At 68.5% G+C, this 18,793-nt stretch carries 19 protein-coding genes; 8 read left to right on the top strand and 11 right to left on the bottom strand.

Going from position 1 to position 18,793, the window contains the following annotated elements:
* Positions 1 to 48: 48 nt before the first annotated feature.
* The 5 genes from KXR53_RS13210 to KXR53_RS13190 all read left to right on the top strand — a co-directional run bounded on the left by KXR53_RS13210 (position 49) and on the right by KXR53_RS13190 (position 4,239).
* Positions 49 to 963 (top strand): metal ABC transporter substrate-binding protein, encoded by a 915-nt coding sequence (locus tag KXR53_RS13210; protein WP_437375635.1) that lies wholly within the window; start codon positions 49 to 51, stop codon positions 961 to 963.
* Positions 950 to 1,741 (top strand): metal ABC transporter ATP-binding protein, encoded by a 792-nt coding sequence (locus tag KXR53_RS13205; RefSeq protein WP_437375634.1) that lies wholly within the window; start codon positions 950 to 952, stop codon positions 1,739 to 1,741. The genes KXR53_RS13210 and KXR53_RS13205 overlap by 14 nt, the downstream gene beginning before the upstream one ends.
* Positions 1,738 to 2,595: a metal ABC transporter permease gene (locus tag KXR53_RS13200; protein ID WP_437375633.1), complete on the top strand. Its 858-nt coding sequence runs from the start codon at positions 1,738 to 1,740 to the stop codon at positions 2,593 to 2,595. The genes KXR53_RS13205 and KXR53_RS13200 overlap by 4 nt, the downstream gene beginning before the upstream one ends.
* On the top strand, positions 2,592 to 3,446 hold the full coding sequence (locus KXR53_RS13195) for a metal ABC transporter permease (protein WP_437375632.1): 855 nt from the start codon (positions 2,592 to 2,594) through the stop codon (positions 3,444 to 3,446). The genes KXR53_RS13200 and KXR53_RS13195 overlap by 4 nt, the downstream gene beginning before the upstream one ends.
* 121 nt (positions 3,447 to 3,567) lie before the next feature.
* Positions 3,568 to 4,239, top strand: a complete 672-nt coding sequence (locus KXR53_RS13190; RefSeq protein ID WP_437375631.1) for a methyltransferase domain-containing protein — start codon at positions 3,568 to 3,570, stop codon at positions 4,237 to 4,239.
* A 152-nt stretch (positions 4,240 to 4,391) separates the two neighbouring features.
* Here KXR53_RS13190 and KXR53_RS13185 read toward each other — a convergent pair whose 3' ends face one another.
* The gene (locus KXR53_RS13185; protein WP_437375630.1) at positions 4,392 to 4,787 is read right to left on the bottom strand and encodes an SgcJ/EcaC family oxidoreductase; all 396 of its coding nucleotides are present in this window, start codon (positions 4,785 to 4,787) and stop codon (positions 4,392 to 4,394) included.
* A gap of 87 nt (positions 4,788 to 4,874) precedes the next feature.
* On the opposite strand from KXR53_RS13185, the gene KXR53_RS13180 reads away from it, so the two are divergent.
* Positions 4,875 to 5,786 (top strand): LysR substrate-binding domain-containing protein, encoded by a 912-nt coding sequence (locus tag KXR53_RS13180; RefSeq protein WP_437375629.1) that lies wholly within the window; start codon positions 4,875 to 4,877, stop codon positions 5,784 to 5,786.
* Between the two features lie 28 nt (positions 5,787 to 5,814).
* Here KXR53_RS13180 and KXR53_RS13175 read toward each other — a convergent pair whose 3' ends face one another.
* Together KXR53_RS13175 and KXR53_RS13170 are read right to left on the bottom strand one after the other, a co-directional pair.
* Positions 5,815 to 6,282, bottom strand: coding sequence for an NUDIX hydrolase (locus KXR53_RS13175; protein WP_437375628.1), 468 nt, complete (start codon positions 6,280 to 6,282; stop codon positions 5,815 to 5,817).
* A 58-nt stretch (positions 6,283 to 6,340) separates the two neighbouring features.
* A complete protein-coding gene (locus KXR53_RS13170) occupies positions 6,341 to 6,661 on the bottom strand; it encodes a hypothetical protein (protein WP_437375627.1) in 321 nt (106 codons plus the stop codon).
* A 498-nt stretch (positions 6,662 to 7,159) separates the two neighbouring features.
* On the opposite strand from KXR53_RS13170, the gene KXR53_RS13165 reads away from it, so the two are divergent.
* Positions 7,160 to 7,357 carry a hypothetical protein gene (locus tag KXR53_RS13165; RefSeq protein WP_437375626.1) on the top strand — a complete coding sequence of 66 codons (198 nt, stop codon included), beginning with the start codon at positions 7,160 to 7,162 and terminating at the stop codon, positions 7,355 to 7,357.
* 71 nt (positions 7,358 to 7,428) lie between these two features.
* On the opposite strand, the gene KXR53_RS13160 is transcribed toward KXR53_RS13165, so the two are convergent.
* Positions 7,429 to 8,340, bottom strand: coding sequence for a phosphotransferase family protein (locus tag KXR53_RS13160; RefSeq protein WP_437375625.1), 912 nt, complete (start codon positions 8,338 to 8,340; stop codon positions 7,429 to 7,431).
* A gap of 48 nt (positions 8,341 to 8,388) precedes the next feature.
* Between KXR53_RS13160 and KXR53_RS13155 the strand changes: the two genes are divergently transcribed.
* Entirely contained in the window at positions 8,389 to 9,141 is a 753-nt protein-coding gene (locus KXR53_RS13155) for a metallophosphoesterase family protein (RefSeq protein ID WP_437375624.1), read from the top strand.
* 21 nt (positions 9,142 to 9,162) lie between these two features.
* Here KXR53_RS13155 and KXR53_RS13150 read toward each other — a convergent pair whose 3' ends face one another.
* From KXR53_RS13150 to treZ, 7 genes are all read right to left on the bottom strand, one after another.
* Positions 9,163 to 9,753 (bottom strand): hypothetical protein, encoded by a 591-nt coding sequence (locus KXR53_RS13150; RefSeq protein WP_437375623.1) that lies wholly within the window; start codon positions 9,751 to 9,753, stop codon positions 9,163 to 9,165.
* Between the two features lie 191 nt (positions 9,754 to 9,944).
* Positions 9,945 to 10,874 (bottom strand): hypothetical protein, encoded by a 930-nt coding sequence (locus KXR53_RS13145; protein ID WP_437375622.1) that lies wholly within the window; start codon positions 10,872 to 10,874, stop codon positions 9,945 to 9,947.
* Positions 10,816 to 11,229 carry an ATP-binding protein gene (locus tag KXR53_RS13140; protein ID WP_437375621.1) on the bottom strand — a complete coding sequence of 138 codons (414 nt, stop codon included), beginning with the start codon at positions 11,227 to 11,229 and terminating at the stop codon, positions 10,816 to 10,818. The genes KXR53_RS13145 and KXR53_RS13140 overlap by 59 nt, the downstream gene beginning before the upstream one ends.
* Positions 11,230 to 11,521: 292 nt before the next feature.
* A complete protein-coding gene (gene glgX / locus KXR53_RS13135; protein WP_437375620.1) occupies positions 11,522 to 13,657 on the bottom strand; it encodes a glycogen debranching protein GlgX in 2,136 nt (711 codons plus the stop codon).
* A gap of 222 nt (positions 13,658 to 13,879) precedes the next feature.
* Positions 13,880 to 14,413 (bottom strand): hypothetical protein, encoded by a 534-nt coding sequence (locus KXR53_RS13130; RefSeq protein ID WP_437375619.1) that lies wholly within the window; start codon positions 14,411 to 14,413, stop codon positions 13,880 to 13,882.
* On the bottom strand, positions 14,403 to 16,961 hold the full coding sequence (gene treY, locus KXR53_RS13125) for a malto-oligosyltrehalose synthase (RefSeq protein WP_437375618.1): 2,559 nt from the start codon (positions 16,959 to 16,961) through the stop codon (positions 14,403 to 14,405). Before treY ends, KXR53_RS13130 begins: the two co-directional genes overlap by 11 nt.
* Entirely contained in the window at positions 16,958 to 18,757 is a 1,800-nt protein-coding gene (gene treZ, locus KXR53_RS13120) for a malto-oligosyltrehalose trehalohydrolase (RefSeq protein ID WP_437375617.1), read from the bottom strand. Before treZ ends, treY begins: the two co-directional genes overlap by 4 nt.
* Positions 18,758 to 18,793: the final 36 nt, after the last annotated feature.

The following is an 18,793-nucleotide window of genomic DNA, read 5'->3' as shown; positions in this document are numbered from 1 at the left end:
ATCGATGCGAGGGATTCGCATCGGGTGCCGATGCGAATGGAGAGGCTCATGGCGAGGTCGAAGGTTCTGGGCGCGCTGGCGGCGGTGCTGGCGCTGGCGGGCGTGCTGTCGGCCGGGAGCGCCTGGGCGGAAGGGGCACGGCCGAAGCGGATCGTCACCACCTTCACCATCCTGCAGGACATGGCCCAGGCCGTGGCCGGCGACGCGGCGATCGTCGAGTCGATCACCAAGCCGGGGGCGGAGATCCACGACTACGGCCCGACGCCGCTCGACATCGTCAAGGCGCAGGACGCCGACCTGGTGCTGTGGAACGGCCTCGGCCTCGAGCGCTGGTTCGAGAAGTTCTTCAAGGGTGTGCAGGACGTGCCGAGCGTGGTGGTGACCGACGGCATCCAGCCGATCTCGATCACCGAGGGGCCCTACACCGATAAGCCGAACCCGCACAGCTGGATGTCGCCGGCCAATGCGGTGATCTATGTCGAGAACATCCGCAAGGCCCTGGTCGCGCTCGACCCCGCCAACGCCGCCACTTACGACCGCAACGCCGCCGCCTACACCGCCGAGCTGAAGGCGCTGGACGCCCCGATCCGCGAGGCGCTGGCGAAGATCCCGGCCGATCAGCGGATGCTGGTGAGCTGCGAGGGCGCCTTCTCCTACCTCGCCCGCGACTACGGGCTGAAGGAAGGCTATCTCTGGGCCGTCAACGCCGACGAGGAGGGCACGCCGCAGCAGATCCGCAAGGTGATCGACACGGTGCGTCGCGACCACGTGCCGGTGGTGTTCTGCGAGAGCACGGTCAACGACAAGGCGATGCAGCAGGTGGCGCAGGAGACCGGCACCCGCTTCGGCGGCACGCTCTATGTCGACAGCCTGACCGCCGAGGACGGGCCGGCGCCGACCTACCTCTCGATGCTCCGCTACAACGCCAAGCTGATCCAGGAGGGCTTCAATGTCGGCCAATGAAGCTCCCTCCATCGCGGTCTCCGGCGTCACCGTCCGCTACCGCGCCGGCAACGTCGCCCTCAGCGACGTCTCGCTGACCCTCGACCGGCCCAGCATCTGCGCGCTGATCGGCATGAACGGCAGCGGCAAGTCGACCCTGTTCAAGGCGATCATGGGCTTCGTCACCCCGGTCGCGGGCTCGGTCGCGATCTGCGGCCGGCCGGTCGCCTGGGCGCAGAAAGCCAATATCGTCGCCTATGTGCCGCAGACCGAGGAGGTGGACTGGAGCTTCCCGGTCTCGGTGCATGACGTGGTGATGATGGGCCGGCAGGGGCGCATGGGTTTCCTGCGCATCCCGTCGGCCGCCGACCGGCAGGCGGTGGCCCACAGCCTGGAGCGGGTCGGGATGCAGGACTTCGCCCGCCGCCAGATCGGCGAGCTGTCCGGCGGCCAGCGCAAGCGGGTGTTCCTGGCCCGGGCGCTGGCGCAGGAGGCGCGGATCATCCTGCTGGACGAGCCCTTCACCGGCGTCGACATCAAGACCGAGCGCGCCATCACCGAGATCCTGGCCGGGCTGCGCGGCGCCGGCCATCTGATCCTGGTCTCGACCCACAATCTCGCCAGCGTGCCGGAATTCTGCGACCAGGCGGCTCTGATCAACCGCAGCCTCGTCGCCTTCGGCCCGGTCGAGACGGTGTTCGCCGCCGACACCCTGGCCCGCACCTTCGGCGGCGCGCTGCACCAGCTGCCCTTCGGCCTGGCCGGCTTGGCCGGGGGCGAGCTGCGGGTGGCGGGATGAGCGGGCTGCTCGACCTGCTGGCCGAGCCCTTCGCCTATCAGTTCATGGTCAAGGCGATCCTGGGCGGCGGCGCGGTCGGGGCGGTCTGCGCCGTGCTGTCCTGCTTCGTCACGCTGAAGGGCTGGTCGCTGCTGGGCGACGCGCTGTCCCACGCGGTGGTGCCGGGCGTCGCGCTGGCCTATCTGGCGGGCGCGCCCTTCATCCTGGGCGCCGTCATCGCCGGCATGCTCGCGGTGGTCGGGATCGGCGCGATCGAGCGCACCACCCGGCTGCGCGGCGATGCCGTGATCGGTGTCGTCTTCACCGCCTTCTTCGCCCTCGGCCTGCTTCTGATCTCGCTGTTCCCCAGCAACCTCAGGCTGACCACGATCCTGTTCGGCAACCTGCTGGGCATCGCCGATGCGGATCTGTGGCAGCTCTTCGCCGTCGGCGCCGGCTGCCTGCTGGTGGTCGCGGTCAAGTGGAAGGACCTGCTGCTGTACTGCTTCGACGCCCAGCACGCCCGCGCCGTCGGGCTGCCGACCGGCCGGCTGCACCTGCTGCTGCTCGGCCTGCTGTCGCTGACCGCGGTGTCGGCGCTGCAGGCGGTGGGCGCGCTGCTGGTCGTGGCGATGCTAATCACTCCCGGCGCCACCGCCTATCTGCTGACCGACCGCTTCCCGCGCATGCTCGGCCTCGCCGCCGCGATGGGCACGGTGACGGCGATGGCCGGCGCCTATGTCAGCTTCTTCCTCGACGGGTCGACCGGCGGGCTGATCGTGCTGTTCCAGACCGGCCTGTTCCTCCTGGCCCTGGCCCTGGCGCCCAAGCACGGCCTCCTGCGGCGGGCGGGGGCGGAGGAGGCGGGGCCGTGAGCGCGCTGCTGTCCCTGCTCGATGCCGCGGCCGAGCCGCTGCGCCACGGCTTCATGGTCGAGGCGATGCTGATCGCCGCCTTCGTCGGCACGGTCTGCGCCGCGCTGTCCTGCTTCGTGGTGCTGAAGGGCTGGGCGCTGGTCGGCGACGCGGTCTCGCACGCGGTGCTGCCGGGCATCATCCTGGCCTATGTCGCCGGGCTGCCGATGTCGCTCGGCGCCGTCGCCAGCGGCATGGCCTGTGTGCTCTCGGCCGGGGCGATCGAGGCGCGCTGCCGGGTCAAGAGCGACGCCGTGCTCGGCATCGCCTTCACGGGATTCCTGGCCTTCGGCCTGGTGCTGCTGGTGGAGACGCCGAGCGACATCCACTTCATGCATGTGCTGTTCGGCAACCTCTTGGGCATCGAGCCGGCGGACAAGGTGCAGACGCTCGCGGTCGGCTCGGTCACGCTCCTGGCCGTGCTGCTGCTGCGCAAGGATCTGATCCTGTTCTGCTTCGATCCCGGCCAGGCCCGGGCGATCGGCATCTCGCCGTGGCGGCTGGAGCTGATCCTGCTGCTGCTGGTCGCCGCCACCATCGTCGCCGCGCTGCAGGCGGTGGGCGTGGTGCTGGTGATGGCGATGCTGGTGACGCCGGGCTGCGTCGGCCTGCTGCTGGCCGACCGCTTCGGCCGGGTGATGGCGGCGGCGGTCGGCTCCGCGGTGCTGTCGAGCATCATCGGCACCCTCGCCAGCTTCTGGCTCGACGGCGCCACCGGCCCGTCGATCGTCCTGGTCCAGGCCCTGCTGTTCGGCCTGGCCTTCCTGTTCGCCCCGAAGAAGGGGCTGCTGCGGCAGCGGGCCGTCGCCTGACCGCTCGATGTGACCCGGGTAACCATCGTTTCCGGACGTCCCTGCCACTCTGAGGACCAGAGCGGCCCGGATCGGCCCGATGGGCCGGGGCCGGCCGCGACCCCTGCGAGAGCGGACAGAGATGCCCGACGTTCCCTATATCCTCGGCCATTCCGAGGCCGAGCTGCGCCGCCTGAGCTTCCAGGCGGCGATCCTGAAGCCGATCACCCGCCGCCTCCTGCTGGAGGCCGGCCTCGCGCCCGGCATGCGCGTGCTCGACCTCGGCTGCGGCACTGGCGACGTCTCGCTGCTGGCGGCGGAGCTGGTGGGGCCCATCGGCGCCGTGGTCGGCATCGACCGCAGCGCCGCGGCCGTCGCAGCGGCGCGCAACCGGGCCCGATCCTGCGGCCACGGCAACGTCATCTTCCACCAGGCCGAGGCGGAGGCCTTCGACCACCGGGCGCCCTTCGACCTGGTGATCGGCCGCTACGTGCTGATGCACCAGGCCGATCCGGCGGCGATGATCCGGGCCGCGGCGGCGCATGCCCGGCCGGGCGGGGCCGTCGCCTTCCATGAGGTCGCGACCTATGGCGAATGCCCGACCTGGCCGCCCAACCCGCTGCTGGCGCAGATCTGGGACTGGATCACCAAGGCCTTCGCCTCGGTCGCCCCGCATCGCGACGCCGCCGGCCGGCTGATCGAGCATTTCCACCGGGCGGGCCTGCTGGGGCCGACCCTGTTCGGCGAGGCCGCGGTGGCCGCGCACTGCCAGGTGGTGGGCCCGACCCAGTTCTGCGCCTGGGCACGGGTGTGATGCCGGCGAGCCGTGCGCGCGGACGCGCGCAGACCCCTCCCGCAAGGGGAGGGGGAGTGTGGAAGGCTGCGGATGCGGGTTGAAAGGCGAAGACGACAGGAGAGGCCGTGCTCAGCCGTCCGCGCGCTGCTGGGACTTCGCTCCGCTTCTCATCAGGCCGTACGCGTGTTGTGCGAGGCCGAGATCAGCCACCCGTCTTCGAAGCTGAGCACCATGGTGACGAGGCCGGCGCGGTCCTCGGCCGGCGCCTGCGCATCCTCCCGGAAGCCGGGCCAGCGCCAGCCGGCATGCGCCACCGCGACCGCCGGGCCCAGGCTGCGGATCCGGAGCGGCTCGATCCGGTAGGCGGCGAACTGGCCGCGCACGAAGGCATCGACCGCCTGATGCCCGGCCAGGATCTCGCGGCGCCCCTTCCACCACAGGCCGCGCCAGGTGACGAAATCGGCATCCTCGGTGAACAGGCTCGCCCAGCCGGGCAGGTCGCCGGCCTGCCAGCGTGCCTGGTAGCGCTCGACCACGGCTTCGGGATGGGTTGCGGCCTCGGACATCTCCGCCTCCTGTCTCCCAGAGATGTCACGGCGAACGTTGCCGGTGAAGATCCTGAGATGCTAACCCATCGTTCACAGGAATGAACGATGCAAAACCTGACCGAGCTCTTCGTCTTTGCCGAGGTGGTCGACCGGGGCGGCTTCACGGCGGCGGCCCGCAGCCTCGGCCTGCCGAAATCCACCGTCAGCAAGCGGGTGGCGGAGCTGGAGCGGCGGCTGGGGGCCCGGCTGATCGCCCGGACGTCGAGACGGTTCGGCGTGACGGATCTGGGGCGCGAGGTTCATGCCCATGCCCGGGCGATGATCGCGGAAGCCGAAGCCGCCGCCTTCGCCGTCGAGCGCCGGCGCGCCGCGCCGATGGGCGTGGTGAAGCTGACCGCCGCGGCGACCACCTGCCAATCGGGCCTGACCGGGATCCTGCCCGGGCTGGCCGAGCGATATCCGGCCGTCCAGGTCGTGCTGCACGCAACCAACCGGTATGTCGACCTCGTCCAGGAGGGCTTCGACCTGGCGGTGCGGGCGCATTACCGCCCGCTCGATGACTTGGATCTGTTCCAGCGGCGCCTGGGCACGGCGACCGCCGTGCTGGTCGCGTCGCCCGACTATCTGCGGCATCACGGAGCCCCGGAGAGCCCCGAGAATCTGTCCGGGCACCATGCCCTGCACAGCCGCTGGGGCGCGAGCGATTCCGGGTGGGTGCTGTATGGCCCAAAGGGCGCCGTCGCCGAGGTGCGGCCGGTCCCGCGGATGGTCTCCGACGAGCCGTCGACGGTCCTCGGCGCCGCGCTGGCAGGGCTGGGCGTCGCCAGCCTGCCGCTCGGCCTCTGCCGACCCCAGCTCGAGGCCGGCTCGCTGCTCCGCATCCTGCCGGCGTGGACGGCGGGACGCGCGACCCTCTCCCTGCTGAGCCCGCACAAGCGAGGCGATCTCCCCTCGGTCCGCGCCGTGAGCGATTACCTCGCGGAGCGACTGCCGGCCGCCATGACGCTGGAGCCTTGAAACCCGGTTCCGGCCGCCCGCCTCCCGGCTAGCTCCGTGGATGGATCAGCAGCCAGCGGCTCGGCTCGCGGTCGATGAACTCTCTCTGGACGTGCCGAAGAACATGGCGCTGGCCGGCGAAGGGCACCATCTCGATCGCCTCGTCGAAGCCGACCCAGCGGAATTCGCTGTGCTCCGGGTTCAGCCGCACGGCCGCGTCCGGGGGCGCGAAGCCGACGAAGACCGGCAGCAGGCTGATGGCATCGCGATCCGCCTCGTAGAACTGCTCGCAGATATCGGCGGAATACAGCCGCTGCAGTGCCAGCCCGGTCTCCTCCCTTGTCTCGCGCAGCGCCGCCTGCCATGCGGTCTCTCCGGGCTCGATCGCGCCCGCGATCTGGCACCATTCCCCAGCCAGGGAGCGGGTGCGGCGGAGCAGCAGCACCTCGGCGCCGGCTTCGCCGTGCCGGATGACGACGACGGAAACGGCGAAGCTTCGAATCGGGATTTCCTGCATTCGGCCTTGCGTCGGTGGCTTCGAGGGCTCGCCAGTCATGTTGCGGCTTGAACCGCTATCAGCCCGCGACCAGCACGATCAGGAGCAGCGACAAGGTCAGTGCAAAGATGATGCTTAATAAATAAAATGTCGATCTAAATAAAATTTTCGATTTTCTCGGTATTTCTCCTAATTCTTGAGCATGCCTCATAAAAAAATACAAAAATAAGAAGACAAAAATCAAAGATGCGAGATGGAAGATAAGCGATCCTGATGCTGTTTTGGTGAACGGAAGCCATTCATCAAGATTGAAATTTTTATAATTTGTGAAAAATGTTATCATGACGAGGGCGACAATTCCGCCAAACCAGAATCGCGTGAAGCGAAGGGGTATTCTCATCCGTAGCCTCCTCGCGATCGCGCCGGCGCCGGCTCAGCGCGCCGGCACGGCAATCGCTCACGGGAAATCGCTCATGCAAATGCGGTCTTGTTCTGCCGAGGATCCCATCACCGGGCAAGGGGTGAGTCAATTGGATTGATCCGACTTCGTACCTAACACTCATCGCCGCCCGTGGTTCGCAGAGGGAACGCCAACCGAGTGGCCTACAAGGTCCCCAAGATGGTAGTTTCCACGAAGAGCCCCTGGCTGACGCGCGATCATGGAAGCCCACGTCGCGCCGTGTGATTGTCTCGGTTTTCTGCAAGTTGTTTGACGAGAGTGGATCTGCGTCAGGTTTTATAGGGCGTCTGCGTGATGAGAAAATTCTCTTTTTTTAATAGAGTTGCACTGCCGGCAGCGGTGATATTTGCGATATCACACTTGGTGTTGGGGACAGCGAAGGGATTGTCGGTTCTCCCGGGTTGGCTTTACTTCCTTTATGAAGAACCGGCGAGTTCGGTGGCGGAATTTCTGAGCACGGTCGGCTTGCTGATGCTGTCGTGCAGCTTGTACATGGAAGCGGACGACGTGGCGGCCGCCTACAAGCTCTCGAGAAAATTCGTTCGCCGATATTCCGTGTTCATGGTGACGACATCGGCCCTTAGCGTGGCTCTGGCAGTGCTGAACTATGCGCCGATGATAGCGCGGATGATCTAAGCCATCTGCGCAGTCGCGGACGAGGAGCAGACGCCCCGACAGCTCGTCTCAGGGCCGATGGCCGGTGCCCGCTATCCGCCCACCGCCGCCAGCGCCCGGTCGGTGAAGGCGCGGTGCCGTTCCCGCAGGCGGTGCTCTTCCTCCGGCGCCAAGCCCCAGCCAGGCAGGTCGGCGATCGGGCGCAGCGCCGCCCACAGATCCCAGAGCGGGAGGGCAGCCGTATCGATGCCGGAAACAGCGAGATAATGACGGGTGAGAGTGGCCATAGCGGTCTCGCCGAGGGCGATGAACAGCTCCAGCCGGGCATTGGCCAGGTCGGCCAGCGGGTCGCCGACGGCCGCGTCTTCCCAGTCGACCACCGCCTGCAACCGCCCGCCATACCACAGCAGGTTGCCGGGCCAGATATCGCCGTGCAGCAGAGTGGGCGGGTTGCGGCGGGGCGGGGGCCAGGCGGCGGCCAGGGCGGCGCGCAGGCGGGATTCCGCCATGGTCTCGTCCGGCTCGGGCCGATGTTCCGCGATCGGCGCTGCCGCGAGGTCTTGCTGCCGAGGCAGGAACGATACCTCCGCCGCCCGCACGCGGTGGATCGCGGCCAGGGCTTCGGCGAGCTGGCGCATGTGGTCGTCGAGGTCGGCCGGGACATCCGCCGTGTCGCCCCCGACGAAGCCCTGCAGCAGGAAGGGCGTGGGCAGGATCGTGCCGCTCGCGTCCAGGTGCAGCGGCGCCGGGGCGGGCACGCCGGCCGCCTGCAGCAGCTGCAGCAGCCGGAACTCGTGCGCCGCCACCTTCGGGTCCCGCGCCAGATCCGCGGCGCCGTGCCGGCGCAGCACCACGGTCTCGGCCCGCCCGTCCGGATGCCCGATCTCCAGCGCCACCACCTGCGCCGAGATGCCGCCGGCCAGGGGCCGGGCGACCCGCAGGCGGGCGCCGGGACGGAAGCGCTGTATGATGCGCGAACAGGTGTCTTGTTCCGGTGGTGACATGGCGCCGTCCAGCCCGAGCCGATCGATATCGAGTCCCCAGGTGGAAAGATGCCAGAACGGATCGCTGTCCTCGCCGATATTCACGGCGTCCTGCCGGCCCTCGAGGCGGTTCTGGACGAGCCCGAGGTGAAGGCCGCCGATCGCATCGTCATCCTCGGCGACGCGGCGGCGGGGCCGCATCCCTGCGAGGTGCTCGACCGGCTGCTCGCCCTCGGCGACCGCGCCGCCTGGATCCGCGGCAACGCCGACCGCGAGCTGGTCGAAGACAGGCGCGGCAAGCCGGCGGCGGACCCCGGATCGATCGACGCCTGGGCCGCCCGGCAGCTGAGCGACCGCCACCTCGACTGGCTGGCGGGGCTGCCGCTCTCGCTCTCCCTGCCGGTCGCCGGCCTCGGCCGCGTGCTCTTCTGCCACGCCACGCCGCGCCGCGACGACGAGATGGTCCTGGTCGAGTCCGGCTTCGCCCGATGGGGCGATGTCTTCGACGGGCTGGACGCCGATGTCGACACGGTGGTGTGCGGCCACACGCATATGCCGTTCCTGCGCTTGGTGAACGGCCGCCTGGTGGTCAACCCCGGAAGCATCGGCATGCCCTATGGCCGGCCGGGCGCGCATTGGGCCCTGCTCGACCGCGGCGTGCATCTCCGGCGCACGGAGCTCGACCTCGATGCGGCCTGCGCCGCGACGGTGGCGCTGTCGGGCTATCCGGACGTCGCCGCCTGGGCCGATTGCTATGTCAGGGCCAGGGTGGGCGATCAGGAGGCGGTGGAGACCTTCCGCCCGCGGACGGGTCCCTCATAGGGCGGCGGCGGTGGGCCGGGCCTAGCGGCCCAGCGCGATGGCGGAGCCGGTGAAGGGCAGCACCAGCGTGAAGCCCTGCGGCGTCGGCTGGACCGGCGCGCCCGCGGCGGTGCCGAACTGGGTAACGCCGCGGCCGAGATGCTCCGCGATGTCGTGGCGGCCGCCAGCGAAGTCGAAGGGCCGGCTCTCGACCAGGCGGGTGGAGAACACGTTGGTGCCGACCAGCGATGCCGACGCCGTGCCGTCGGGGGCGGTGACCGTGGTGCCGACCACCAGGCTGGCGCGGCGGAAGGTGGCGATGCATTCGCCCTCAGCGAAGGAGGCCGGGTCGTCGAAGGTCCCGGCCGGCCGGCGCTGCAGGTACAGCGAGAACTCGCCGACCGGATCGACCCCCAGCTTCAGCGCGCCGTTGTCGACGCCCCGCGCCTGGAACGGCCGGGCGGCGAAGGTGAAATGCGCGGTCGTCTCGCCGCGCTTGCCGTCGAACAGTGGGACATCGAGGAAGGGCAGGTGCAGGAAGTAGCCGTAATCCGCCACCGGGCCGTCCTGCTCGGCCTGGTAGAAGCGACCGGTGACGTACCAGGCGAGCTCGGCGGGGAGGAGAGAGGGCACGGGGCGGTCCTTCGTCAGGGACACGAGTCTCGGAGACTTAGCACGGGCGGAGCGATCGACTACATTCGAGAGTCCGGCCGAGGCAGCCTGGCGGTGCAGCGAAGTCCCAGGCCCGCGCCGTTCCGGCGCGGCGCCATTGTGGGAAAACGACGAACGATACAGGACGACACATTTGCCTTGTTAGTGTGTCTTCATAAATTGTCGTCGGACTCCAGTTGAGCGGGTTTATAAATGAACGGTCTGGCCGACGCATAAGCCTTAAACAAGCTATCTTTGAATCTGTAATGTCTTTCTCTCGTCTTCTCAAACACAGATCCATATTTCTCACTGACGAGTTGGCCAACGTAAACCGATATGGCGCTGACATCCATTGGTCTGGCTGATGATATCTTGGAATAAGCGGCGGTCGTATTTATCTCTTCGTCTTCGAACGAGGCGAATGTTTTTACAATCAGTTCTCTGATATAGGAATGACCAATTGCCTTTTTGTATGTGGTTTCTTGAATTCTAGCAGTTCCCTTGATTGCGATCTCGGTAAGAGCTTGCTGGGCCATTTCAATGCTTACAATTGATGCTTTCTGGGTGACAGCTTTGATTAGGGAATGTTTTCCAAGCAAATGGACATAGTATGGATGGCCTCTGGCAACACCTATTACCCACTCTTGTGCTTCATTAGAGAATTTGATACCGTCCTTTTCCAGGACCCGATGCGCGTTGGCAAATATCTCGAGCAACTCGTCTCTGCTCATGGGTGGCATCTCGACACACCCATCAGATATCTGCCGTACAATGGATTCATGATTCAAAATTAATTCCTGTGGAGTGGACCCAACACCGACTAGGGCAAATTTGACCCGGGTATCTGCTCCACGCGATCGAATAAAAGATGCCAGTTCTGACCGATTCTTGATCCTGTCAACTTCGTCTATAATAAACAATACTCCATTTCGTGCGACCCCGCTATCTATGATATGGGTGACGGCATTCGAAAACGCTGCGAACAAATCAAGCTCTAGCTCATCCCGGGCGAGAGTCGATGTCCCGGAAGCTTTGCTGCCTATATTAAATATCTTTACATTCAAACCTCCTCCCACCTCTCCTGCGATGGACTTCTTCTCCACTCGGAAAAGGAATCCAGGGAGCAAGTGCCGTATCCTCCGTAAGCAATCTTAAAATTAATGCACGAATATCGTTTACAGAATCATCACACTCTAAGCTAATTACTAGATAATCTGGTACTTGGTGGGGTTTCATCGTTAAACGATCGAATACTGACATATCGCCGCGAGCCAAAGCGGCAAGCTGTCGTGCGAGAGAGGACTTGCCAACCCCTCTGTTGCCGTAAATTACAATTTGAGTACCTTCGGATTGAAGTGCCATGCTGACGCCATCTAGTTGTTCCTGGCGTCCAGCAAAACGCGTCGCATCTTCAATCGCAGCTGCCGGTGTGAAGACGTTCTGGATGTCGGCGTGCATAAGAATTCTCTGCTTACCCAAGCGATTTAGAGATATTCAGTTTTTGTCAGTTAGATAAGTCTGCCACTTCCGCGTGCTAATGTATGCATTCGCACGATAGCTCCTATCACACGGACAATGGCGCTCGGTATAATTGTATTCGGCGGGCAACCGCAAGAGTGATTTCTTCGTAATTTCACCATATGAAAACTGTGATTTTGCCATGTCGCTAGGCGCTAGAGCAACTGTCACGGCGTTGAGGGGGCGGAGACACTCCACAGCAAAAATGGTCTTGCCCTGTAGGCGATTATCCTCACGCCCCCGTCTGCGCCGACAACAGCACCATCGCCCGGCCCTGCAGCGCGAACGGTTCCCCCGCCGGCAGATGCCCGCGGGGCTGTGCCTCCGGCTCGGCGGTGTCGACGAGGGCGGTCCAGAAGGCGCCGTCCGGCACCTCCGGCAAGAGGAACGGCACCGGCTCGTGGTGGGCGTTCAATAGCAGCAGCAGCGTCGCGTCGGAGCCGCGGCGGCGGATGCCGGTCGGCTGGGCGCGGCCGTCGATCAGCATGCCGAGGCACCGGTTCTGCGGGTTGGCCCAGTCGCCGTTCTCCATCTCCCGCCCGTCGGGCTTGAGCCAGGCCACGTCCTTGACGTCCAACTCCTCGTTGTAGACGCCGGTCAGGAAGCGGCTGCGGCGCAGCACCGGGTAGCGCTGGCGCAGCGCGATCAGCCGGCGCACGAACTGGGTCAGGCGGCGGCCGTCCTCGCCGATCGCCTCCCAATCCACCCAGCCGATCTCGTTGTCCTGGCAATAGGCGTTGTTGTTGCCCTTCTGGGTGCGGCCGAACTCATCGCCGCCCAGGATCATCGGCGTGCCCTGGGCCAGGAGGAGGGTGGCCATCAGGTTGCGCTTCTGCCGCTCGCGCAGGGCACGGATCGCGGGGTCGTCGGTCGGGCCCTCCACGCCGTGGTTCCAGGACAGGTTGTCGGCGTGGCCGTCGCGGTTGTCCTCGCCATTCGCCCCGTTGTGCCGGTCGTTGTAGGAGACGAGGTCGTGCAGGGTGAAGCCGTCATGGGCGGTCACGAAGTTGACGCTGGCCCAGGGCTTGCGGCCGCGGCGGTTGAACTGGTCGCCGGAGGCGGCGAGGCGCGAGGCGAGGTCGGCGACCCGGCCCTCGTCGCCCTTCCAGAAGCCGCGCACGGTGTTGCGGAAGCGGTCGTTCCACTCCGCCCATCCCGGCGGGAAGCCGCCGACCTGATAGCCGCCGGGGCCGAGGTCCCAGGGCTCGGCGATCAGCTTCACCCCGGCCAGAACCGGGTCCTGGCGGCAGGTGTCGAGGAAGCCGCCGCCCTCGTCGAAGCCGTGCGCCTCGCGGCCGAGAATGGTGGCGAGGTCGAAGCGGAAGCCGTCGACGCCCATCTCGATGACCCAGTAGCGCAGGCTGTCGGTCACCATCTGCAGCACCCGCTGGTGGCTGAGGTTCAGCGTGTTGCCGGTGCCGGTGTCGTTGATGTAGTGGCGGCCGTCCCCCGGCATCAGCCGGTAATAGGAGGCGTTGTCGATGCCCTTGAAGGAGAGGGTGGGGCCGCGCTCATTGCCCTCGGCCGTGTGGTTGTAGACGACGTCGAGCACGACCTCGAGCCCGGCGTCATGCAGCCGCGCCACCATCTCCTTGAACTCCGCGGTTTGGCCGGTGGCGGAGTAGAGCGGGTGCGGCGCGAAGAAGCCGATCGTGTTGTAGCCCCAGAAATTGCTCAGGCCGCGGTCCAGCAGGTGCCGGTCGGGGATGAAGGCGTGCACCGGCATCAGCTCGACCGTGGTGACGCCGAGATTCTTGAGATGGCCGACCACCTCGGGGTGGCCGAGGCCGGCGAAGGTGCCGCGGTGCCGCCGCCGCACCGCCGGGTGGCGCATGGTGTAGCCGCGGACATGCAGCTCGTAGATCACGCTGCGGTCCCAGCCGACCGCCGGCGGGCGCGAGCGGCCCCAGGTGAAGGCGGGGTCGACCACCCGGCATTTCGGCATGAAGGGGGCGCTGTCGCGGGGGTCGAAGGACAGGTCCTCCTCCGGCGCGCCGATGGTGTAGCCGAACAGCGCGTCGTCCCAGGCCAGCTGGCCGACCAGTCGCTTGGCGTAGGGGTCGAGCAGCAGCTTGTTCGGGTTGAAGCGATGGCCCGCGGCGGGGTCGTAAGGCCCGTGCACGCGGTAGCCGTAGATGGTGCCGGGGCGGGCATCGGGCAGGTAGCCGTGCCAGACCTCGTCGGTGTATTCCGGCAGCTCGACCCGAGCGGTCTCGCGCTTGCCCTCCTCGTCGAACAGGCACAGCTCGACCTTGGTCGCATTGGCCGAGAACAGGGCGAAGTTCGCGCCCAGCCCATCCCAGGTGGCGCCGAGCGGGAAGGGCTGCCCTTCCAGCACCCGCACCGCGGGCTGCGCCCGTCTGACCATCCGCTTCCCCTCTGGCCCCGGTCCGCCCGCGGGGGCCCCGACCGTTCTCATATCTCTGCGCCCTTGCTTCTACCCCGTCATCCCGGGCGCCTTGCTGCGCTCCGTGGTGCGCCGCAGACCGGGATCGCCTCGATGCCGACACCGAGATCCCGTGTCTGCGCCGCGGTACTCCGCACCGCAGCGCGCACGGGATGGCGATGAATTTTCATGGCCTTCCCGGTATCAAAGCGCGTCCCGCCAGCGTGCCCGCCACAGCCGGTAGTCCGCCCCGTATTCGCTCGCCGGGCTGGTCTCGTTGCCGAAGCGGTCGCGGAACGGGTTCAGCACCCTATGGCCGCGCCATTCGAACACGTCGGTGGCCGCCGACGGTCCCAACGCTTCGGCCAGCGCATCGTTCCGCAGGCCGCGCAACAGGGCGAAGGCGTCGATGCTGCGCAGGCCGAGCCATTCGTCGACATCGGTCGGGCACAGGCACAGGCGCCGCCGCTTGCGCCAATGGCCCAGCACGTCCCAGACCACCGGGGCCGGCTCCTCCTCATCCCCGGGCGGGCGGGCGACGGCGCGGATGTCGACCCGCTCGGCGAAGCAGCCGGTCAGCTCGACCCGGTCGGCACCGGTCGCGGAGACCGACAAGCCCAGCCTCTCGAAATCCTCCCGCTGCGGCTCGTCGGGGCCCGGGGTGCGAGACAGGGGCAGGCCGGGCCCGCGACGCGCGGCGCTGGGGTTCGAGATCAGGCGCAGGACTCTATTGACCATCGCGACCTCCAACACGTTGCAGCAAGACCGGCAGCCGGCCGAAGACGGGGCCGAGATCGACCCGGCTGCCCACACCCCTCCGCTCTTCACCCCCACCATCCGTTCCGTCCGGCAGCTCCAGCACCGTGCCGTCGAAGCCTGCCAGGCCCAGCGCCCCGTTCAGCCGGCCGGCGACCAGCCGCGGCACGGCGACGACCAGGTGCCGCCTGTCCAGCGACCGGCGCCAGGCCACGACATGCGCCGCCGCCGGGCCCGATGCCTCGACCGGGGCATAGTCGCCGCGGGCGAACAGGGCCGGGTCCTCGCGCCGCAGGCGCAGCAGCCGCGCCGTCAGCCAATGCTTGATCCGCCCGTCCGGCCAGGCGGCGGCGAGCTCTTCCGGATCGGCCCCGGCCACACGGTCGAGCTGCTCCGCCAGCTGGGCCCAGTCGACGGGGCGGCGGTTGTCCGGGTCGACCAGCGACAGGTCCCATCCCTCGGTGCCCTGATACAGGTCGGGCACGCCGGGCAGGGTCATCTGCATCGCCAGCTGGGTCAGGCCGTTGACCGCGCCGATGCGGGCAACGCGCCCGGCGAAGGGCGTGACCGCGGCCGTGAAGGGATTGCCGGGGGCCAGCGCCGCGCGGACGAAACGCTCCAGCCCGGCCTCATAGGCCTGGTTCGGATCGATCCAGCTGGTCTCGTCCTTGCCCTCGCGCGCCGCCTTCCGCATGTAGGCCGCGATCCGGTCGGCATAGCCGGCATGCGGGCCGCCGGCCGGCCAGGTGCCGATCACGGTCTGGTAGAACAGGTACTCGTGCCGGCGGCTCGGCACCGGCCGGTCGTCGCTGCCGCCGCGATGCGGCGCCAGCAGGGCGGACCAGGCGGCGAGGCATGCCTGCCAGTCCGCCGGCAGCTCGCTCAGCGCCGCGAGGCGGGCGCGGACATCGGCGCCGCGCTTGTGGTCGTGGGTCGACAGCGCCGACAGGGCATCCGGCCAGTCGCGCCGGCGGCGGGCGAAGATCGCGTGGAACTCCGCCGGTTCGATCCCGAAGCGCTCCGGCCGGCCGCCGACCTCGTTGAGGGAGACGAGCGGGACGTGGCGGTAGAAGGCGGTGTCCTCCACCGCCTTGGCCGCGACCGCGCCGGTCAGCTGCTGGAATCGGCAGAGGATCCCGGCGGCCTCCTCGCCCGGGACGCGGCCGGTCATGAGCTCGGCCACCAGAGTCAGCGCCGTCCCGCACGTCGCCGGCAGGGCGGCGCGGGCGGCGCCGATCGCGGCGTCGAGGCCGAAGGCCGTGCCGTCGCCACTGCAGCCGACATAGCCGCGATAGGCGGGAAGGCGCTCGATCACCGCGGCCAGCGCCTCGCGGATCGCGGCTGGGGTCAGGCGGATCGCGGTGCGGGCCTGGCTCCCGTCGACCCAGCCGGAGCGGGCCAGCCGGTCGACAGCATCGACCAGCGCCGCGAAGGGGGCGGCCAAGCTGCCCTCGATCACCGCGCGGCGGCAGTGCCGGACGGTGTCGGCCATGGTGCCGCGGTCGCCGGTGAAGCCGGCATAGGCGGCGCGGATCGGCTCGGCGGCGGCGGGGTCGAGCTGCAGCGCATGGACGATGTTGGCGATCTCGTAGCCGGTGGTGCCGTCGACCGGCCAGCCGGCCGGCAGCTCCTCGCCTTCGGCCAGGATCTTCTCGACCACGATATAAAACGGGGTGCCGGCGGGGCGGACGGTGTCGACTGCCCGGCGCAGCCGGGCCAGGTAGCCGGCCGGGTCGGCCAGCCCGTCGACATGGTCGATCCGCAGGCCCCGGACCTGGCCAGCGGCGACGGCGCCGAGGATGCGGCCGTGGGTGGCGTCGAACACCGCCGGGTCCTCGACCCGCAACGCCACCAGATCGTCGATATCGAAGAAGCGGCGATAGTTGATCTCGGCCGCCGCCACGCGCCAATGGGCCAGGCGGTAATGCTGCTGCTCCAGCATATTGTGCATCTCTTCCGGCACGCTGTGCTCGATCGCGGCGCCGATCGCCACGGTGCCGGGGGCCATGGGCAGGGTGTGCCCGGGCACCACCACGAAGAAACGGCCGGTCTCCTCGTCGAAACGCAGGCCGATGTCGCCGGCGTACAGCGCCTCGCGATAGGGGCGCCCGAGGATCGGCAGCAGCACCCGGCCGGGATGGGCCGGCGCGTCCCAGTCGATGTCGAAGGCGACGGCGTGCGGGCTGGCCCGGCCGTGCTCCAGCACGTCGCGCCACCAGGGATTGTCCGGGGTGGCCGCCATGTGGTTCGGGACGATGTCGAGGATCAGCCCCAGGCCGTGCGCCCGCAGCGCTTCGGTGAAGCGCTCGAAGCCGGCCTCGCCGCCGCGCTCCGGGTCGATCCGGGTCGGGTCGATCACGTCGTAGCCATGCGGCGAGCCGGGGCGGGCGGCCAGCAGCGGCGAGGCGTAGACATGGCTGATGCCGAGCCGGGCGAGATAGGGCAGGGCGGCACGGGCGTCGTCCAGCGTGAAGCCGGAATGGATCTGCAGTCGCGCGGTGGCGCGTGGTGGGTCGGCCACCGCCGTCATGCCGCCGGCTCCAGCGCCACGACCACGCCCCAGCCCTCGGCCCCTCGGGCCAGGGCGGCGGCAAGGCCGGGCGCGCTCTCGAACAGGATCTCGCCGGACGGCGCCTCCCAGGCTGGCGCCTTGCCAGGAGCGAGATGGGCGATGATGCGCAGCCAGCCGCCGCTGTTCAGCATCCAGGCGACATCCAGCATCCGGTCGCGGCTGCGATCGATGCCCGGGCCGATCCCGCGCGCCGCCAGCAGCGGCATCACCGACCGCTGCCGGATATCGAGCAGCCGGCGCACCAGATCGAGCCGGCGCGCCGCCAGCGGATCGCTCTCCTCCGGCTGCAGCACCGCGGCCTCGAAGGTGGCGGGGTCGAGCGCGTCGGGCAGGGTCTCGGCCGCGTCGGCGAAGCCGGCGAACTGCTCGAACTCCTCGCGCCGGCCGTGGCGCACCGCATCCGCCAGCTCACCCTCGAAGTCGCAGAAGAAGGGAAAGGGCTGATGGCTGCCCCATTCCTCTCCCATGAACAGCAGCGGGATCTGCGGCGCCAGCAGCAGCACCGCGGTCATCGCCTCGATTGCCGCCGGCTCGGCCAGGGTGGTCAGCCGGTCGCCGAGGGGGCGGTTGCCGATCTGGTCGTGGTTCTGCAGGAAGGCGACGAAGGCAGTGGGCGGCAGATGCGCGCTCGGCTCGCCACGCGGCGCCCGGCGCCGTCCCGACCAGTCGCCCTGATAGGCGAAGCCCTCGGCCAGCGCCCGGCCCAGCCGCGCCACCGGGGCATCGGCATAGTCGGCGTAGTAGCCGTCGGCCTCGCCGGTCAGCGCGGCATGGGCGGCGTGGTGGAGGTCGTCGTTCCACTGCGCGTCGTAGCAGGCCGAGGCGCAGGGCGTGCCGGCCAGCCGTCGCGCCTCGTTACGGTCGTTCTCCAGCACCAGATGGATGTGCCGGTCGGGGAAGGCGGCGTGCACCGCCCCGGCGATCTCGGTCAGGATGTCGGGGCGGCTGCCGTCGGCGATGGCATGCACGGCATCGAGGCGCAGCCCATCGAAGCGGAACTCCTCGAGCCAGTAGAGGGCGTTGTGGCGGAAGAAGGCGCGCACCTCCGGCCGGCGGAAATCGATCGCCGGGCCCCAGGGCGTGGGCCGCGCCGGGTCGAAGAAGGATCTGGCGTAGAGCGGCAGGAAGTTCCCGGCCGGCCCGAAATGGTTGTAGACGACGTCAAGGAACACCATCAGCCCACGCCGATGCGCCGCGTCGACCAGGCGCTTCAGCTCGTCCGGTGTGCCGTAGATCGAGGCCGGGGCGAAGGGCAGCACACCGTCATAGCCCCAGCCGCGCGACCCGGCGAAATCGGCGACCGGCATCAGCTCGACCGCGGTGACGCCGAGGCCGGCGAGATGGTCGAGCCGCTGCTCCACCGCCGCGAAGCCGCCGGGCCGGCCGATCGCGCCGCAATGCAGCTCATAGATCACCGCCTCGTGCCAGGGCCTTCCGCGCCAGCCCTGCGCCTGCCAGTCATAGGCGTGCGGATCGCAGACCAGGGACGGGCCGAAGGGGCCGCCCTGCTGGGCGCGCGAGGCCGGGTCCGGCACCTCGGCGCCGTCGGGCAGCCGGTAGCGGTAGGGCGTGCCCGCCGGCACCCCCGCCACCGTGCGGCCGAACCAGCCGTCATCCAGGCGTTCCAAGGGCAAGGGAGCCAGCGGCACGGGGGCGCCGTGCTGCCCGAGCAGCAGGGTCACGGCCTCGACGTCGGGGGCCCACAGGCGGAACCGCGTGCTGCCATCCGGGCGCAGCTCGGCGCCGAACGGCATGGCATGCCGTGCCCGGGCGGACTCCGCCATGGCCCA

The organism is Inquilinus limosus (genome assembly GCF_051487185.1).
Classification (GTDB): Bacteria; Pseudomonadota; Alphaproteobacteria; order DSM-16000; family Inquilinaceae; genus Inquilinus; species Inquilinus limosus_F.
This window is presented reverse-complemented; position numbering and strand designations above follow the sequence as displayed.